Source organism: Campylobacter concisus (genome assembly GCF_002912425.1).
Lineage (GTDB): Bacteria > Campylobacterota > Campylobacteria > Campylobacterales > Campylobacteraceae > Campylobacter_A > Campylobacter_A concisus_AH.
Genome location: NZ_POYR01000085.1, coordinates 16,310 through 33,331, shown reverse-complemented (window position 1 = coordinate 33,331; position 17,022 = coordinate 16,310). Strand labels below are relative to the sequence as shown.

Here is a 17,022-nt window from a genome sequence, read left to right as displayed (position 1 = left end):
GCCTTATTGGAGGTAAAATTTAGAGTTGTGCGCTAAGAAATTTTAAATTTGATCTATTGCGATGTGTGTAGAAATTTTTAAACTTAAAAAATCAGAAGTGTGAAAACTTTTAATTTAATAAAGTTAGCAGGTTACAGGTGCGTTTTTAAAAGCTGTGTTGTGCTTGTTTTGGATAAATTTGGATGTAAATATAAAGCATTGCCGACCGACTTTTTCTAATAATTTTTTAGTATTTAAATAGTTAAAGTTAGCGTATTGGATCAAATTTAAATAGTGAGCTTGTGGAATTTAAAGTATTTTAAGTTAGGCTACGTGCTTGTTTTGTGTTGAAATATAAAACTTTGCCTGCTGGTCTTTTGCTTTAAAAGAAATTTGGTGCAAGAGACCAAATTTAGAAGAAAACCTAAAATAAAGCTAGTAAATTTGGCTTATAAATTTGCTAGATAGGGGCATTAAATAGCGATCTGCTTTGTTTGTTTTTTGGCTCGCACTATTGTGGTGTGATAGGCTGCGGTGTTATAAAATTAAATTTTTACTATATCAATTTTTAAAAGATCATCTGTTGTTTTAAGTAAATTTTGCCATTTTGTACTGCAAGGCAAATGTAAGCATAAATTTTAGAAGTGGATTGTCAAAACTGACCACAAATTTAATAAATCTCATTTTTTGACCACTGACATCTTGCTTTTGGAGCTGTAACTTCGCTATAAATCAAAATTTGTTAGTTTTACTAGCTTTAAAAAATATCGCGCAAAAAATTTAAATTTAATAGACTTGCAGCTGGTTTTAAGACTCTTAAATTTAAAAATCTAATAGTCGTAACTTGGCTATTTAATTTTATAAATGTGCTTTTGGGTTGTTTTTAGGCTCGCACGGTTGTCTGTTTTGCTACTAGCCTAGCATTTACGGCGACTTTTATATCTTGTTTTTTGACGCAGCTTACAAATTTACCAAACCGACCTTTAAAACATGCTCTTTTAGGCTGTTTGGTATCTCGCCATTTTCAAGCGCCATTAGCTCGCCCACTCTTAGGACGTAAAAGTCTTGCAAACTTCTGTTGGCACTTTTTTCAAGCTTTTTTGCCAGAGTGTCAAAGATATAAAACTCAGCCTCGTTGCTAGCTAGCAAAAAGTCAGCCCCACTATCAAATGCAGCAAAAACTATCTTGCTAGCAAGCTTGCAGGCTAGCTCTTCATCGGCCTTTAAAAGATCATATCCACAAGGCATTTTGGCATTTAGCTCTATAAAATTTGCCTTGTATGCGCTTAAATTTGCAGGCAGTCTGTCTTTTATGGCTATCTTAAACTCTATAAATTTACTAAGTTTTTCTATCTTTTCAAGCTCATTTTCATATTTTGGCGCAGCTTTTACGCCTAAAATTTCTTTGAAAAATCTAATCGCCTCACTATAAATTTCGCTACCTTCAAATAGTAAGTCATCAAGCCCACAGGCTATCAAAACGCCGTTTTTATCGCCAATTAGCTTTAAAATTTCATCATTTTTCTCATTTTTGTAAAGATGATGAGCTAGCATTATCGCGGCAGCTCCTATAAAATTTGGCTCGTAGTCTTTTACAAAATCAGCGTAAAAATAGGGCTTAAAGCTAGCGTAAAGCTCTTTGTCAGCTCTTTTGCAAAAGCTAGCAAATGGCTCAAATTTCGCCCAAAAGTCATCATCATTTATAGCAAGGTCCAAGAGCGCTCTTTTTTCATCAAGCGGGGCTATGCAAAGCTCGTCTCCAAATTTTTGAGCTAAATTTGCAAGTGGCTTGGCGGTGCTAACTACGACGTCATTTACCTTGACAAAGCCTTCAAATGGGCTAAAGTAGGGATCTATGCTCTTTACGTGGGCAAAAAGCTCGTTTAAGTTTGCAAAGTCTGAAATCTCTAAAAAATATGGCTTAAAATATGCCAAAACATCTCTTTTCGCGTCAAATCTAAAAATCTCAACTCTTTGCATCTGTATCCTTTTTTTGGGCTTATTTTATCCTAAATTTAAAAGGAGTTTCATTATAATAGCTCAATGGATAAAGAAAATTTTACGATTGAACGCTTTAGTAACGCATATATCGGCGATGATGCGGCGGTTGCTGGCAAAATGGTCTTTAGCAAGGACATTTTTGCGCAAAATTCGCACTTTAAGCTTGGTTGGCTAAGCCTTGCAGAGATCGGCTACAAGGCGATGATCGTAAATTTTTCAGATACGATCGTAATGAACGCAAAGCCTAAATTTGCCCTTCTTGGGCTTAGTCTGCCTAAGAGCTTCACACCTCGGCAGATAGACGAGCTAAGTAGGGGCATAAATAGGGCGTGCGAGGAGTTTGGCGTAAAGATAATAGGCGGCGACACGATAAGTAGCCCCATTTTAAACATAAGCGTTAGCGTGATCGGCGAGCTAAAGGGCAGGGCTGTGCTTAGAAAAAATGCTAAATTTGGCGATCTTATCGCATTTACTGGCAAGCTTGGAGGCAGCCAAAAGGGGCTAAACTCGCTTTTAAGACTGGCTCAAATTTCAAAAAACTCACGCTTTAAAAGACCTGTTTTAAGAGATAAATTTTTTTACAAAGCAGCTCATCTTATAAACTCCGCCATGGATATCTCAGACGGGCTAAAAAACGACCTTGGCAAGCTTTTAAAGGCTAGCAAAAAGGGCGCTAAATTTACAAAAAAACTAAGCAAATTTGAGCTTAGTAGCGGCGAGGAGTACGAGGTTTTATTTACCTTTAGCCCTAAAAATTTAAGCGCCATAAAAAGGATCGCCGCAAAAACAAGGACAAAGATCAACATCTTTGCAAAAATTTCACACAAAAGGTTAAGACAAAATGCAAGAAGCCACCACTTTTAAGCCGCTCTATGCGCTCACTCATGCGCCCATCGAGGCATATTTTTCTAAAAATTCAGATGATTTTGTCGTGCGCGAGATACCACTTTATGAATTTAGTGGAGACGGCGAGCACTTGATCGTTGAAATTTCTAAAAAAGATATGACGACAAGCGACGCTTTGCACGCCTTAAGCGAGGTTACAGGGACTAAGATGCGCGACTTTGGCTATGCAGGGCTAAAAGACAAGCAAGGCATGACGACACAGTTTATCTCGATGCCTCGTAAATTTGAGAGCGCGCTTGCAAACTTTAGCCACGAAAAGATGAAAATTTTAAATTTAAACGTGCATAAAAATAAGCTTCGCATAGGACATCTAAAGGGTAATAGCTTTTTCATCCGCCTAAAAAAGGTGCTACCAAGTAGCGCTAAAAAGCTAGAGCAAGCCTTTGTTAGCATCGATAAAATGGGCTATGCAAACTACTTTGGCTACCAGCGCTTTGGTAAATTTGGCGATAATGCTGAAACTGGCCTTGAGCTACTTAAAAATGGCACGATAAATGGTAAAAAGAGCAAAAATGTAAAGCTAAATGACTTTTTGATCTCAGCCTATCAAAGCGATCTTTTCAACCGCTATCTTAGCAAAAGGGTTGAGATTTCAAGGTTTGTGAGCGACTTTAGCTTAAGTGAGCTAGGTGAAATTTATAAAAACTTTAGCAAGGATGATCTAAAGGCGATGAAGGCGCAGGAGAGCTTTTTTAAGCTTTTGCCAGGAGAGGTTTTGGGGCACTATCCGTTTGGCAAGCTCTTTTTGTGTGAAAATTTAGATCAAGAGGCGCAAAGATTTGCTAGGCGTGATATAACAAGCCTTGGTCTCATTGTCGGCGCAAAGGCCTATGAGGCAAGCGGCGTGGTAAAAGAGCTTGAGGATGAAATTTTCGCTGAGGCGTTTGCGCTTACTTCAAAGATCGCTGGCTCAAGGCGCTTCAACTGGGCGTATCTAGAAAATACAAGCTACAAATACAACGAAGAAAACGCTCACTTTAGTCTAAATTTCACACTTCAAAAGGGCTCATATGCCACAGTTGTGTTAGAAGAAATTTTGCATAAAAATATATTTGAATAGGCTAAATTTAAAGATAGGGCAAAAAGGGTTGCTGACTAAATTTAGCTGGTTTAAATTTAAAAAGGTCTAGCCAAAGCTAGACCTAAAACATTAAATTTAAGAGGTAAAAACTTAAGTTCTAAATACACTTAGTTTAGAATTTAGCGCATCTGTCATCTTATTTAGATGTTCAGCCGCGGAAGCTATCTCTTCTACGCTTCTAGCATTTTCAGATGAAATTTGATTGATCTCTGAGATGCCATCCATGATCTCATTTACATTCTTGCCAGTTGCGATGTAGTCTTGCATAGTCTTATCAGACATCGCTATGGCGTTATTCATCGTTGCGCTCATATCATTTATCGTCTTTTCAACGTCGCTTGCAACATGGGTTAACTCTTGAATTTGTTTAGAGTTGATACCCATTTGCTCACTGCTATCATTGATCGCTTGAACGATAACGTTGATAGTTGCGTTTATCTCTGTTAGAGATTTTTGAGTTCTCTCAGCTAGCTGTCTAACCTCGTCAGCAACGACTGCAAAGCCACGTCCATGCTCGCCTGCTCTTGCTGCTTCAATGGCAGCGTTAAGCGCAAGTAAATTTGTCTGATCAGCGATATCGTTGATAACCACAAGGACTGATTTAACCTGCTCAGCGTCACGGCTAAGCTGCTCGATCTTGCCAGCCATTTGATTTTCTACATTAGCAGAGTCTATGATCTGAGATGATAGGGCTCTAATAGCATCAGTTGCTGTTTTTATATGAGTGCTTGCCTTTTGAAGATCATCTTTACCAGCTTGAGCAACTGAAAGTGACTCTTTCATGCTTTCTTGCATAGACTTACATCTTTGATTTGTCTCTTCGACGATCTGGGTTGATTCTTCCACTCGTTTGCCTGTTTGAAGTGAGGTAGAGCTTAGCTCGTTAGCAACTGAGCTGTTTTCGCTTGAAAGGTTTTTAGTATCGCTTATAAGCACTCTTATGCGCTCTATGAAATTATTTATATCGTTGCTTATTTTAGCTATCTCATCTTTGCCGTAGATTGGAATTTTAAGTGTAAAGTCAGATGTTATAGCATTTAAATTTGCACCTAGTCTATCAATAGGATTTGCAACTAGCTTTTTAAGCAAGAAGATAGATACTATGATAAGAAGCAATGTAACTATAATGCTTGCAATGATGAAGTTTTTACTAACTACTTTTAGTGGGGTTAAAAAGTCATCAGTCACAGCTGAGCCAAGCACGATCCAGTTTAGCTTGTCAAATGGCTCAAAAGCAACTACTCGTTCAACACCACCAGTATTAGCGAATTCAACACCTTCTTTTTGTTTTACTATTTTTTCCATAGCAGCTTTAACATCGCTGCTTAGCTCTTTGCCAGCTTGAGTTGGGTGGATCTCAAATTTATTAGTCTTTGTATTAAATATAGAGAAGTATCCATGCTCGCCTAACTTCATTTGTGCCATTGTCTTTTGAAGATCTTCTAGGCCTTCAGTAAAGTCGTAACCTATAAATAAAACCGCTACAACTTCGCCGTTTTGAATGACTGGCTCATAGACACACATATAGTTTCTGCCAAAAATATTTAAAGCGCCCACATATGTCTCTTTGTTCATCATCTTTGGATAGATCGTTTTGTTTAGCATACCAAGCGCTCTACTGCCATCATCTAGTAAAAGTGAGGTAGATACAGCAGCAAATTCATTGCCTGATTTTGCAAAGATAGTTGGGATGCCGCCGTTTGTTAGCTTTTTGATCTTATCAGATATCTCGTGGTTGTTATTTAACACGCCCATTTTATCTGAGATAAGCTCTAAAGCATCGTCATTTTCTGTCTTTATGGTTTGTCCAGTGGTCTTTAAATTGCCTAAAGCTTCTTTTAGGACATGCATATATAGTTTTGCATTATCTTCGTTATCTTCATCAAATAACTCAACCGTATCCATCGCAAGTGCAACGTCTTGTTTAACTGTAGTTGCCACTCCATTCTTGATCTCACGCTCCAAAACGTTTGATATAAAAAATACAAAGCAAGCCATACAAATGGCAAGAACTAAAGCGATGATCGCTGAGACCTTGACTAAGATGCTACGCAAATTCATCTATATCCTCCTTGGTTTAGATTTTAAGGGTTTATTATACAAATTTTTTCTCGTAAAACATATAGAATTTTGGGGAAAAATAACGAATTTTAAATTTTTGTTTGCTTTATATTTATAATTATAACTTTTATGAAACTGGAGTAAAAATTTATAAAAAATTGCTATTTAAATTTAGCTTTTTAAGCAAAATTTATAGTTTGGCAAAAGCAAGAAATTTGCGCTTTTGAGGGGTTAAAATTTAAATTTGTATCGTTTTGTTGATTTGTAGTCTATTTTATTAGATTGGTTTAAGGCTCAAAGTAAAATAACAAAAAAGTGAAATTTGGAGCGTTTTGCTCTTGTTTTTGTAAAGAAATTTTAAAAAGATTAAATAAAAAAATTAATTTCATACCAAGTTGTGACAAAATTTATGCTCAAAAATCAAAAAATTCCTAGATAAATTTGCAAAATTTAATGAAAAATTTGGTCGCAGGGTAAATTTATATATTTTTAAATATAATCACGCTCTGGCACGGTAAGCGGTCGCTTTTGCATCTTGCAAAAGAGGAAAGTCCGAGCTGCGATAAGACAAAGTTCCATCTAACGGATGGCTAGGGAAACCTAAGGGATAGTGTAACAGAAAGCAAACTTCCGCCTTGGCGGTAAAGGTGAAACGGCGGGGTAAGAGCCCACCGGCACGCTTGGTAACTTGCGTGGCCATATAAACCCAACTTGCAGTAAGAAGGGATGGTTTTGGTCTTATATTAAAACCCTTCGCTAGAGCTTGTTTGTAAAAGCAAGCGTAGATAAATGATCGCTCAAGACAGAACTCGGCTTAACGCCGTGCCTCCCTTAAATTTAGAGTAAATTTCAAGTAGCAAGCAGTTGGTAAATTTAAAAGATTTTCAAGACAAAACCGGCAAATATGCCGTGCCTTGAAAGTTTGATTTTAGATTAATTTTTTACGTATTTTTGAGCTTTTTGTAGTTTTGTAAGCTCGTTTTGGATGTGTGAAGATTTAGTTTTAAAAAGCTCTATCGCACCGCCAATTAGCGCTTGTGCTTCTTGAGCTGAAGCTAAGCTTTTAAACATATCTTCGCTAAAGCTTTGTGATAGTGCAGCTAGCTTTCTTGTATCTTCGTTTATTAACGCTAGCTTAAATTCATTGATCCAGCTATTCACCTGATGTTACCTCCCTCCATGCTTCTGATAACTGCTTTACGACATTTGTTACTTCATTTAGCGCGTTAATATCATTTTGGATATTTGCCATAGCAAGAAGCTGCATCTGTCTTGTATAAAGTCCGCTAAGATAGTGAGCCACGTCACCTTGAGAATAATCAAGCGAGTTTAAAAGCTCAACAAAGATAGCGTTTGCTCTGTTTATATAATAGACCTTTTTCTCTATATCTCCAGCTTCGATCGCTTTTTTTGTGCGAAATATAAATTTTAAAATTCCATCATAAAGCATTTCTATTAATTTAGTCGGGGACTCGATGCCCCCGAAACTCGACTGTGCGTATGCACTATATGCACTTTGATTCATTTTTCTCTCTTATTTTCTACTGTTTATCTCAGCATCTATCATTGATTTTAGAGTTGAGAACTGATTTTCTAAACTTGCGATGATAGAGTTATACTTGATGAAGCGCTCTTGCATCGTTGTATATTTCTCATCTAAAAGCTTTTGAGTGCTCTCTTTATTTTTAGTGATAGACTCACTCTCATCTTTTAGCTGATTTTGCATAGTGATCATAGTGCCTTTCTTACCAACAGCGCCATCAAGCATATTAGCTAGCTTTGTAAAAAGTCCATCAGTTTTTTTAGTCACTGGATTTACAGTGGCTTCACTCATACCAAGAGTTGCTAGTGCAGAAGCTTTGCCTTTTACTTCGATATTTTCGCCATCGCTTCTTTTTAAGATGATCCTCTTGCCACTTTGATCAAGGCCAGCTGTGACTCCGTCGATGCCAGCGTCATTGATAGCTTGTTGAAGCTTTAGAGCGTTATCTTCAGCTGTTGTGCCAGCTGCGGTTGAAAATATAACTGACTTGCCATTTATCGTTAGATCGCCAGCTTGGATATTTAACGCACCTGCGCTAACGGTTGAGTTACCCATGTAGCTTATCGGCTCAGTCTTGCTTGAACCCATGAAAAATTTCTGAATTTCTTCTGGATCTTTGCTAAGAGCTGAGTTAAATTTATTTAGATCAAGCTGGAGCTGACCGTCTTTATCTGGCACTATGCCAAATTTACTTAGCGCTTTGCCTTCGCTATCTTGACCATTTACTAGACGTCCGATGTTTGATCTAAGGCTTGAAATTTCACTTACACCTTGGAAAGTACCAGCGCCTTTTTCTTCATCATATTTTGTAGCGATCTCAAGGTTCATGGTCATTAGGTTGTAGTCTTTTATAAACTCTTCAACCGCTTTTACGACCTCTTCAGTGTTTTGAGAGATGCTGACATTTGTCCTGCCAGTCTCATTTAGAGTGATATTTACGCCAGGTCTTAGATCGTCAAAGCTATTTTTGCTTCTTTTGATATTTACGCCGTTATATGTAAATTCTGCATCTTGCGCTTTTAGAATTCTATTTTTCTCCAAATTTGATGTCATCTTTGGTGTGCCATCAGGATTTGTTAGCGCTGTGCCGTGCTCGTCTGTATCTTGAAACTGCGTATCATCCCAGCCAAGCTTGTCTAAAATGCCAGCTGTATCGTTTGAAAATTTGATAGTCTGTGTAGCGCCAGTGCTGCCTGATTGAAGCATTATTTGATTTGGTTTATCGCCACCAACATTTAAAATTCTAGCTTGCAATTTACCGCCACTTACGTCATTTATCTTATCAACGATATCTTGATATGTTGTCGATCTTGTCACACCGATAGAGAATTTTTGTCCATCGATCTCAACGTCAAATGAGCCAGTATTTGTCGCACCCACCATGCTTGAAGAATTTTTGAAATTCTTGCTTTGAAATGTATCTTTTTGAGCAAGTTTTTGCACATCGATACTAAAGCTTTGCACGCTAACGCCGTTTGCCGCTGAAGCTGTGACGCTTTTGCCAGCGTTATTTGTATTTCTTTTTAGATAAAGTGCCTCGCCGCCAAGTGTTTTACCACTAACATTTACGTTGCTAACAAGAGTTTTTAGCGCTGCAAGGTCCTTTTGCTTAAGCTCATTTTTCTCTAGTCTTGTTGTAAGTGGTTTGATCTGTCCAGCCTCATCAGCCTCTTTAAGTTTCTTGATAAGCTCATCGTTTAGGCCGCTATTTTTTGTACCGATGCCTAAATTTGTTACGTTACCTACTGCCATTTTTAACTCTCCTTGTCAAAAAGTATTCCGATACTTTCTTTGAAATACTCGCTGATTTTTATAGCTTCTTTGCTCGGAAGCTGTGTTATCTCTTCGCCTGTTTTGGCGTCTTTTACTTGTACTACCATTAAATTTAACTTCTCGTTGTAAGCAAATCTTACATTAGTATCGAGCTGTTGCATCTGATAGTTTAGCCTATCAGTGACCTCTCTTGTCTTTCTAGCAAGATCCTCGTTGCTAAGTCCGTCAAGCTCGTTAGCATCCTTTGATTTGCTGTTTTTGTCGGCATTTACTTTGACATCAGAGTGCTCGATAGGTCTGCTGTCTATCTGACGCTGAGCCGACGTGCTCATGCTTGCATCAAGTGTTTGATTTGCTGCTGCTTTGAAAATTTCCATAGTTTTACTCCTTAAAACTTACGCTAGCTCCTACATCGGTAAAATTTTAAATTCCTTTAGTATTTATATAAATTTTTGATTATTTAGGTTAAAATCGAGCAAAATTTATAGGACGGGATATGAAAATTTCATTTGAATGCGACTGCATTTTGCTGCAAAAGACCTTGCTGCTTTTTTGTGGAAATTTAGCCGCTCATCATAAGGATTGTGATTTTGTAGTAAGTGACCGAGAGATCGTCACAAAAAAACCGCTATTTATAATAGGTAAGAATGCTCATCTTTCTCATCCATTCACAAGAGCCACTCTTCTTGATACGCTCGAGGAGTTTTACTCAGCCACGCAAATTTCAAAGGCAAAAGAGCCAGATCAGATAGTAAATGAAAAGAGTTTGGAGCAAAAAGTCTCAAATTTGATAGATAAATTTAAAGCCGATCTGCTTGAAATTTTAAGGGCAAATCAGTGAAGCTTTGCACCAAAATTTCAAGTGGTAAATTTAAAGGCAAAAGGCTTGAGCTGCCAAGTCTAAGCACGACTAGAAGCACAAAAAGCATCGTAAAAGAGTCCTTTTTTAACGTCATCAGAGATGAAATTTACTCGCTTACATTTATAGAGGGCTTTGGCGGAAGCGGCGTGATGGCAAGCGAGGCTGTTAGCAATGGAGCGCGCGAGGCTATCGCGATCGAAAAAGATAGAGCCGCTTTTAAGATCACGCAAAGCAACCTTGCAAGCTTAGAGTGTGCAAATTTAAAAGCTATAAATGGCGACAGCTTTGCGCTTTTGCCTGATCTTGTAAATTCGCAAAATGGCAAGTTTTTGCTCTATCTTGATCCGCCATTTGACATAAGGGCTGGCTTTGATGATATCTATGAAAAGCTCGTAAATTTGATCTCGCAGCTAAAAAAAGAGAAAATTTACATGATAGTTTTTGAGCATAACAGCGACTTTAAATTTGGCGATGAAATTTCTGCGTATAAGCTTGTTAAATTTAAAAAATTTGGAGCCACTTCTCTCTCTTATTTTCAGTAAAAATTTGGAACATCTTTTGCTTTAAAAACCTAAAATAGCTAAATTTTAGGAAAAAATATGAAAAAAATTTTATCTTTTGTAGTAGCTTCAGTGATAGCTACTTCAGCCTTTGCTACGCAGATAAAAGAGCTTGCAAATATCGTTGGCGTAAGGGACAATCAGCTAATAGGCTATGGTTTAGTCGTTGGACTAAACGGCACAGGGGACGGCTCAACGTCAAAATTTACAATCCAGTCGCTATCAAACATGCTTCAAGGTGTAAATGTCAAGATAAATCCAGATGATATCAAGTCTAAAAACGCAGCCGCTGTTATGGTGACAGCAAAATTGCCTGCATTTGCAAGGCATGGCGACAAGCTTGATATCGAGATCTCATCTATCGGTGATGCAAAAAGCTTACAAGGTGGCACACTTCTTATGACCCCACTAAAAGGTGTTGATGGCGATATCTATGCTTTGGCTCAAGGACCTCTAAGTATCGGTGGCAAGAGCGCAGGCAGAAGCGGCGGTAATCATCCAACCGTTGGCACTATCTTAAATGGCGCCCTTGTGGAGCGTGAAGTAACTTACGATATCTACAATCAAGATAGCATAAAACTAAGCCTAAAAGATACAAATTTTAAAACCGCTCTTGATATCCAAAACGCCATAAATGCAAACATTTCAGACGATACTGCAAAGGCGATCGATCCAAGAACGGTCATCGTTAAAAAGCCAGATGATGTTAGTATCATTGAGCTTGCAAGCGCTGTGCTTGATCTTGATGTCGAGTATAAGCCAGATGAAAAGATCGTAGTTGATGAGAGAACTGGCACGATAGTTAGCGGTATAAACGCGGTAGTTAGCCCAGTCGTGATAACTCATGGCGCAATTACAATAAAAATAGAGCCAAACAGCTACGAAGAGGCGGCGCAAAATGATGTAAATATAGGTAGCGACACCTCGGTGGCTCCTAGTCAAAATTTACTTAAAATTTCAGGTGAAAAAACAACCGTTGCAAACGTGACAAGAGCGCTAAACAAACTTGGAGCAACACCAAGCGACATCATCTCGATACTTGAAAATTTAAAACGAGTTGGCGCGATACAAGTCGATCTGGAGATAATATAATGCAAATAGACAACACCTTAGCACTAAATTCATACAACGACATCTCAGCAAACAAGATAAAAAATGCAAATGCCAAACAAGATGCACTTTTGAAAGAGCAAACTGATGCTTTTGAAGCATTTATGGTAAAAGCTGTTCTTGATATCGCTTTAAAAGAAGATGATAAGAACTCACTCTATCCAAAAGCCGCTGGTAGCGACATTTACAGGTCCATGTATAACGACGCTATGAGCAAAGCTTTGAGTGGAAATTTAGGTTTTTCAGAACTTTTATACGATTTTTTAAAGAGAGACTCTTAAGTAAATTTATATTTTGCCGATGTAGTGATATAAACATTTTATTTTAAGAGGTATGGATATGATAACTCCTTTGAACCAAAGACCAAACTACCAGGCAAATACGCTAAATAAAAATAGCGATGCTAGAGTTGAAAATGAAAACAAAGAAGTAAAAACAAACGAAAACGCAAGAGTAAAAGAGATAGCTGATGCAATAGCAAATGGCACCTATCAGGTAGATATCTCTAAAACAGCAAAAGCTGTGGCTGATGCGTTGCTCTAAATTTAAAGGAATTTAAATGATAAAGAAGCTTTTGGACGAGGCCATAGGCGAGCTAGACGAGCTTATAAATTTAACGATGCAAGATATCGCCAACATAAAAGAGGCAAAGCACTCAAGCGTTGATGAGAGTGTGAAGAAGAAAAATGCTCTCGTGCGCGCTTTTGAAGATACTAAAAGATCTTTGGATAAAGAGCTATTAAGGGTTTCAAAAGAGAGTGGCACTACGACACTTGCAAACGTTTTAGATGATGAAGTGAAGTCAAAGCTGGTGCTTATGCGTTCAAAGCTTGAAATTTTGCATAAAGTAAATAAAGAATATGCAAGACACGTCGTTGTTGTTAAGGAGTTTTTTGACTCGCTTAGCAAAAAAGTCTTTGGTACTCAGACTAATGAATACGGACAAGACGGCAGCGGCACAGATAATAATTTTTACAAATCAAGGGTTTAAACAATGGCTAATATCTTTATGTCATTAGGCACAGGCGTTTCAGGGCTAAATGCAGCCCAAGTGCAAATAAGCACAACTGGAAACAATATCACAAACGCCGATAGTAACTACTACACAAGGCAGCGTGTAGTGCAGTCTGCATCTCCAGCGATGAACACAGTCCCTGGTGGTGTTGGCACAGGTACGCAAGTAGATACCGTGACAAGACTTCACGATGAGTTTGCCTATTCAAGATTAAAATATTCATCATCAAATTTAGAAAATACAGGCTATAAGCAAAGAATTTTACAAGAGGCGACAAAATACTTCCCAGACCTAAAAGATAACGGCATGGTAAAAGATATACAGGAGTATTTTGCTGCGTGGAACAACTTTGCTTCAAACCCAGACGAGGGCGCTCAAAAGGTAAATTTGATAAACAAAGCTAGCGTTTTAACAGCTAGCATCAACCGCTCATCAAAGATGCTTTATGATATGCACACGCAGATAGATGAGACTATAAAGATAAATATAAACGAGATAAACTCACTTGGCAAGCAAATAGCAAATATCAATAAACAAATTCAAAGAGTTGAATCAGGCGCAGACGCTGGCATCAAGATAAATGCAAACGACCTTCGTGATAAGCGCGATGAGCTCGAGCTTGCTATGTCAAAGCTGGTAAATACAGCTGTTTATAAAAGCGATCTAAAAAGCGAGTCAAGGATAGATACAGGCATAAGCGATCAAGGAAGATACTACAACCTAAATATCGGCGGTGTGAGCATCGTTGATGGCGTAAATTTCCATGAAATTTCTATGAGCTCAACCGAGAGTGGGCAATACACAAAAATTTATTATGAAAGAGAAGATGGCAGACGCATCCCTATGGAGGAGAAGATCACAAATGGCAAGATAGGCGCTGCGCTTGATCTTAGAGGTCGCAACTACGAGCCAGACAATGATAAATTTAGCGATGGTATCATCCAAAAATATATCGACAATCTAAATACATTTTCAAAAACTTTAATAACTAGCACAAACAACGTCTATGCCGAGTCTGCGGTTGAAATTTCAAACTCAGATCCGATCAGCTACCTAGAAAACGACAAGACGCTGATGAACCACGACAACAGCATAAGAAATGGCAGTTTTGATGCTATCGTTTATGACAACAAGGGTAACGTCGTAGCCAAAAAGACCATCGAGATAAACGGCACTACGACGATGAATGATACAAAATACGGCAACTCTGTTGTGCAGGATTTTAACTCAAATTCAGACGATAACAACGACAACAACATGCTAAATGACGTCGATGACTTTTTTGAAGCGTCGTATTTTTATGATAAAAACACGCATCAAGGCACATTTGCGCTCATACCAAAGCAAGCTCAAGGGCTTTATAGCATCTCAATAGTCGATCACGGCACAAATTTCCCAGGTGTTGTTGGTATCAACAGATTTTTTTCTGGTACAAACTCAAATACAATAGGCATCAATCAAAATTTCACCCAAGATCACACAAAGCTTCGTGCCTACTCAAAGCCAGTAGTGGGAAACAACGAAGTTGCAAACAAGATGATCCAGCTTCAGTACCAAAAGCAGACATTTTACTCAAGTGGCACTGCGCTTGACAGAGATGAGACGATCGAGGGGTATTACCGCTATTTTACGACCGATATGGCGAGCGATACCGAGGCGAACAACACTATCCACGATACAAACACATCTTTGCAAAGGACTGCTGAAGAGGAGTTTCAATCAACAAGCGGCGTAGATACCAACGAAGAGCTTACAAACTTAATCCGCTTTCAAGCAAGCTACGGCGCAGCGGCAAAGATCATCACAACCGTTGATCAGATGCTTGACACGCTTCTTTCACTAAAACAATGAGCGAACTAAAGAGCCTTTTAGACGCACACGTACTTAGTAAAAATACAAATTCGGGGCTATTTGACGCCCCGGATCCACTCCAAGTAGCTACTAAATTTAAAGAGCCAAACATAGCGCTCATTTGTGCATTATTTGCCTATGGTAACGCAAAAATGATAGTGAAATTTCTAAATTCGCTTGATTTTAGCTTGCTTGATGAGAGCGAGCAAAATATCAAGAAAAATCTGTCAAATTTCAAATACCGCTTTCAAAATGAAAACGATGTAAAAGAAATTTTCATCACACTTTCACGCCTGAAAAAAGAGGGCAGCATAGAGGAAATTTTGCGCCAAGGTCTTGCAAAAAATGGCGAGATGATAGGGGGGATAAATGAGCTTATTAAATTTATATATGGGCTAAATTCTTACCGCTCGGACGGATATGAGTTTTTCTTTGGTAAGAGCTTTGAAAAAGAGCCTCAAAGCCCATATAAACGCTATAATATGTATCTTCGCTGGATGGTGCGAGATAGCGACATCGACCTTGGATTATTTAAAAATTTGCCAAAAGATAGACTTTTGATGCCACTTGACGTGCATACGCATAGGGTTTCATTAAATTTAGGGCTTATCGGCAGAAAGAGCTACGACTTCAAAGCAGTTATGGAGCTTACAAATAGGCTTAGAGAATTTGATAAGCTTGATCCCATTAAATACGACTTTGCGCTTTACAGAATAGGGCAAAGCAAAGAGCTAGAAACTATCGTAAAAAATCTCAAAAAATAAAAATTATTGCTAAATTTTTAAATTTAGGATAGACTTGCCATACAATTTTATCCATAAGGAGTGTGTATGAAAAAAATCGTTTTACTAAGTGCTGTTCTAGGAACACTACTTTTTGCTCACGAGGGCCATCACTTTGATCCAAAGGCTGGCGAGCATCTTGTGATCCCAGTTAGCGAACTAAGCGAAAAAGGCGACAAAAGCGTTGGCGAAGTAGTAGCTGTTAAGACAAACTACGGCGTAGCACTTTTCCCAAATCTAAAAGGTCTTCCTGCAGGACTTCACGGCTTCCACGTTCACCAAAATGCTGACTGTGGTGCGACTGAAAAAGGTCTTGGTATGAAAGCAGGCGGTCACTGGGATCCAGCTGAGACAAAGATGCACTCATTTGCATGGGACGATAAGGGTCACAAAGGCGATCTACCAGCGCTTTACGTAGATGCTGAGGGCAATGCAAACTACCCAGTGCTAGCTCCAAAGATAAAAAATCTTGACGAGCTAAAAGGTCACTCACTAATGGTTCACGTCGGTGGCGACAACCACAGCGACCAGCCAAAAGCACTTGGCGGTGGCGGCGCTAGAATGCTTTGCGGCGTCATTAAGTAATAAAGCCTCACAAAAAGCCTTTAAATTCATATGTTTAAAGGCTTTTTTAAATTTCGTGCTCAATTTTAACCTCCATTTCTAAGATGAAATTTCAAAATTTTAAACTACAATCCGCTTTTTAACTTAAATTTACAAAGAACAAAAATGGAATTTGACCTACTTAGCTACACTGTCTTTTTTGTCGCCGCGTTTTTGGGTGGTTTTATCGACGCGATCGCAGGAGGCGGCGGACTGATCACTTTGCCAGCCATCATGGCTATGGGCGTGCCACCTCATCTTGCCCTTGGCACAAACAAGCTTCAAGGCGTCTTTGGCAGCTTCACGGCAACGCTAAATTTCACCAAAAAAGGGCTGATTAATTACAAAGAGTGCTTTGTTGGTATAGTTTTTACATTTATTGGAGCGGCCATCGGCGCAACGCTCATCTTATTTTTAAATGCAAATTTCTTAAAAATAATCATCCCATTTTTGCTAATCGCCATCTTCATCTACACGCTTTTTATGCCAAAAATAGGTGAGAGCGACAGGGCTGCAAAGATGAATGAGAGGCTTTTTTATATCATATTTGGACTAATTCTTGGCTTTTATGACGGCTTTTTTGGCCCAGGAGCAGGCTCGTTTTGGATGTTTGCGATGGTGGCTTTAATTGGGCTAAATTTAAAAAAGGCGGTCGCTCACACAAAGGCTTTAAATTTCGCCAGCAACATCGTAGCTCTTGGCGTTTTTATAGCAGGCGGGCAGATACTTTGGCTAGTTGGCTTTTTGATGGCTGTGGGGCAAATTTTAGGAGCTTATTTTGGCTCAATTTTAGTCATCAAAAAAGAGGTCAAATTTATTAGAACGATGTTTTTGATAGTTGTCGCAGCGACCATTTGCAAACTGCTTTTTGACTACTTCAAGGCTTAAAATTAAA

General features: G+C 38.5%; 17 protein-coding genes, 1 other RNA gene and 2 pseudogenes. 13 read left to right on the top strand and 7 right to left on the bottom strand.

Features of this window, described 5'->3' with window-relative positions; all coding sequences use genetic code 11:
- Nucleotides 1-939: 939 nt before the first annotated feature.
- Nucleotides 940-1,959: a hypothetical protein gene (locus tag CYP84_RS04880; protein ID WP_103636859.1), complete on the bottom strand. Its 1,020-nt coding sequence runs from the start codon at nt 1,957-1,959 to the stop codon at nt 940-942.
- Between the two features lie 63 nt (nt 1,960-2,022).
- Between CYP84_RS04880 and CYP84_RS04875 the strand changes: the two genes are divergently transcribed.
- Both CYP84_RS04875 and truD read left to right on the top strand, forming a co-directional pair.
- On the top strand, nt 2,023-2,844 hold the full coding sequence (locus tag CYP84_RS04875; RefSeq protein WP_103636858.1) for a thiamine-phosphate kinase: 822 nt from the start codon (nt 2,023-2,025) through the stop codon (nt 2,842-2,844).
- Nucleotides 2,822-3,946, top strand: a complete 1,125-nt coding sequence (gene truD, locus CYP84_RS04870; protein WP_103636857.1) for a tRNA pseudouridine(13) synthase TruD — start codon at nt 2,822-2,824, stop codon at nt 3,944-3,946. The genes CYP84_RS04875 and truD overlap by 23 nt, the downstream gene beginning before the upstream one ends.
- Nucleotides 3,947-4,057: 111 nt before the next feature.
- On the opposite strand, the pseudogene CYP84_RS11310 reads toward truD, so the two are convergent.
- Nucleotides 4,058-5,110 (bottom strand): annotated as a pseudogene (locus CYP84_RS11310) (methyl-accepting chemotaxis protein); the annotation flags it as partial.
- Nucleotides 5,111-5,137: 27 nt separating this feature from the next.
- Nucleotides 5,138-5,965: pseudogene (locus CYP84_RS11305) on the bottom strand (Cache 3/Cache 2 fusion domain-containing protein); the annotation flags it as partial.
- A gap of 569 nt (nt 5,966-6,534) precedes the next feature.
- Here CYP84_RS11305 and rnpB point away from each other — a divergent pair.
- Nucleotides 6,535-6,861: RNase P RNA component class A (gene rnpB / locus CYP84_RS04860), an RNA gene on the top strand.
- A 100-nt stretch (nt 6,862-6,961) separates the two neighbouring features.
- On the opposite strand, the gene CYP84_RS04855 is transcribed toward rnpB, so the two are convergent.
- Genes CYP84_RS04855 through CYP84_RS04840 form a run of 4 tightly spaced genes read right to left on the bottom strand, consistent with a single transcriptional unit; the run spans nt 6,962 to nt 9,721 of the window.
- The gene (locus tag CYP84_RS04855) at nt 6,962-7,189 is read right to left on the bottom strand and encodes a hypothetical protein (protein ID WP_021085119.1); all 228 of its coding nucleotides are present in this window, start codon (nt 7,187-7,189) and stop codon (nt 6,962-6,964) included.
- A complete protein-coding gene (gene fliS / locus CYP84_RS04850) occupies nt 7,182-7,553 on the bottom strand; it encodes a flagellar export chaperone FliS (RefSeq protein ID WP_009293744.1) in 372 nt (123 codons plus the stop codon). Before fliS ends, CYP84_RS04855 begins: the two co-directional genes overlap by 8 nt.
- A gap of 9 nt (nt 7,554-7,562) precedes the next feature.
- Nucleotides 7,563-9,323: a flagellar filament capping protein FliD gene (gene fliD, locus CYP84_RS04845; protein WP_103636855.1), complete on the bottom strand. Its 1,761-nt coding sequence runs from the start codon at nt 9,321-9,323 to the stop codon at nt 7,563-7,565.
- Nucleotides 9,324-9,325: 2 nt separating this feature from the next.
- Nucleotides 9,326-9,721, bottom strand: a complete 396-nt coding sequence (locus tag CYP84_RS04840; protein ID WP_103636854.1) for a FlaG family protein — start codon at nt 9,719-9,721, stop codon at nt 9,326-9,328.
- Nucleotides 9,722-9,840: 119 nt separating this feature from the next.
- Here CYP84_RS04840 and CYP84_RS04835 point away from each other — a divergent pair, with 119 nt between their 5' ends.
- The 10 genes from CYP84_RS04835 to CYP84_RS04790 all read left to right on the top strand — a co-directional run bounded on the left by CYP84_RS04835 (nt 9,841) and on the right by CYP84_RS04790 (nt 17,015).
- Entirely contained in the window at nt 9,841-10,185 is a 345-nt protein-coding gene (locus tag CYP84_RS04835) for a hypothetical protein (protein ID WP_021089777.1), read from the top strand.
- Nucleotides 10,182-10,748, top strand: a complete 567-nt coding sequence (rsmD, locus tag CYP84_RS04830; protein ID WP_103636853.1) for a 16S rRNA (guanine(966)-N(2))-methyltransferase RsmD — start codon at nt 10,182-10,184, stop codon at nt 10,746-10,748. Before CYP84_RS04835 ends, rsmD begins: the two co-directional genes overlap by 4 nt.
- Nucleotides 10,749-10,805: 57 nt before the next feature.
- Nucleotides 10,806-11,858, top strand: a complete 1,053-nt coding sequence (locus tag CYP84_RS04825; RefSeq protein ID WP_103636852.1) for a flagellar basal body P-ring protein FlgI — start codon at nt 10,806-10,808, stop codon at nt 11,856-11,858.
- Nucleotides 11,858-12,157 carry a rod-binding protein gene (locus CYP84_RS04820; protein WP_002942304.1) on the top strand — a complete coding sequence of 100 codons (300 nt, stop codon included), beginning with the start codon at nt 11,858-11,860 and terminating at the stop codon, nt 12,155-12,157. The genes CYP84_RS04825 and CYP84_RS04820 overlap by 1 nt, the downstream gene beginning before the upstream one ends.
- Nucleotides 12,158-12,215: 58 nt before the next feature.
- The gene (locus CYP84_RS04815; protein WP_035142326.1) at nt 12,216-12,419 is read left to right on the top strand and encodes a flagellar biosynthesis anti-sigma factor FlgM; all 204 of its coding nucleotides are present in this window, start codon (nt 12,216-12,218) and stop codon (nt 12,417-12,419) included.
- Nucleotides 12,420-12,435: 16 nt separating this feature from the next.
- Nucleotides 12,436-12,867 (top strand): flagellar export chaperone FlgN, encoded by a 432-nt coding sequence (locus CYP84_RS04810; RefSeq protein WP_103605393.1) that lies wholly within the window; start codon nt 12,436-12,438, stop codon nt 12,865-12,867.
- A gap of 3 nt (nt 12,868-12,870) precedes the next feature.
- Complete coding sequence (gene flgK, locus CYP84_RS04805) at nt 12,871-14,742, top strand: flagellar hook-associated protein FlgK (RefSeq protein ID WP_002942291.1); 1,872 nt, start codon at nt 12,871-12,873, stop codon at nt 14,740-14,742.
- Nucleotides 14,739-15,506: a TIGR02757 family protein gene (locus CYP84_RS04800; RefSeq protein ID WP_103636851.1), complete on the top strand. Its 768-nt coding sequence runs from the start codon at nt 14,739-14,741 to the stop codon at nt 15,504-15,506. Before flgK ends, CYP84_RS04800 begins: the two co-directional genes overlap by 4 nt.
- Nucleotides 15,507-15,572: 66 nt before the next feature.
- Nucleotides 15,573-16,109, top strand: coding sequence for a superoxide dismutase family protein (locus CYP84_RS04795; protein WP_103636850.1), 537 nt, complete (start codon nt 15,573-15,575; stop codon nt 16,107-16,109).
- A 144-nt stretch (nt 16,110-16,253) separates the two neighbouring features.
- Nucleotides 16,254-17,015, top strand: a complete 762-nt coding sequence (locus tag CYP84_RS04790; protein WP_103636849.1) for a TSUP family transporter — start codon at nt 16,254-16,256, stop codon at nt 17,013-17,015.
- Nucleotides 17,016-17,022: the final 7 nt, after the last annotated feature.

Bases quoted from the DNA above. Each gene is read 5' to 3' on its own strand.
- CYP84_RS04810 (WP_103605393.1), top strand. From the start codon at position 12,436: ATGATAAAGAAGCTTTTGGACGAGGCCATAGGCGAGCTAGACGAGCTT.
- CYP84_RS04880 (WP_103636859.1), bottom strand. From the start codon at position 1,959: ATGCAAAGAGTTGAGATTTTTAGATTTGACGCGAAAAGAGATGTTTTG.
- CYP84_RS04875 (WP_103636858.1), top strand. From the start codon at position 2,023: ATGGATAAAGAAAATTTTACGATTGAACGCTTTAGTAACGCATATATC.
- CYP84_RS04790 (WP_103636849.1), top strand. From the start codon at position 16,254: ATGGAATTTGACCTACTTAGCTACACTGTCTTTTTTGTCGCCGCGTTT.
- CYP84_RS04815 (WP_035142326.1), top strand. From the start codon at position 12,216: ATGATAACTCCTTTGAACCAAAGACCAAACTACCAGGCAAATACGCTA.
- truD (WP_103636857.1), top strand. From the start codon at position 2,822: ATGCAAGAAGCCACCACTTTTAAGCCGCTCTATGCGCTCACTCATGCG.
- fliD (WP_103636855.1), bottom strand. From the start codon at position 9,323: ATGGCAGTAGGTAACGTAACAAATTTAGGCATCGGTACAAAAAATAGC.
- fliS (WP_009293744.1), bottom strand. From the start codon at position 7,553: ATGAATCAAAGTGCATATAGTGCATACGCACAGTCGAGTTTCGGGGGC.
- flgK (WP_002942291.1), top strand. From the start codon at position 12,871: ATGGCTAATATCTTTATGTCATTAGGCACAGGCGTTTCAGGGCTAAAT.
- CYP84_RS04820 (WP_002942304.1), top strand. From the start codon at position 11,858: ATGCAAATAGACAACACCTTAGCACTAAATTCATACAACGACATCTCA.
- CYP84_RS04800 (WP_103636851.1), top strand. From the start codon at position 14,739: ATGAGCGAACTAAAGAGCCTTTTAGACGCACACGTACTTAGTAAAAAT.
- CYP84_RS04840 (WP_103636854.1), bottom strand. From the start codon at position 9,721: ATGGAAATTTTCAAAGCAGCAGCAAATCAAACACTTGATGCAAGCATG.
- CYP84_RS04835 (WP_021089777.1), top strand. From the start codon at position 9,841: ATGAAAATTTCATTTGAATGCGACTGCATTTTGCTGCAAAAGACCTTG.
- CYP84_RS04825 (WP_103636852.1), top strand. From the start codon at position 10,806: ATGAAAAAAATTTTATCTTTTGTAGTAGCTTCAGTGATAGCTACTTCA.
- CYP84_RS04795 (WP_103636850.1), top strand. From the start codon at position 15,573: ATGAAAAAAATCGTTTTACTAAGTGCTGTTCTAGGAACACTACTTTTT.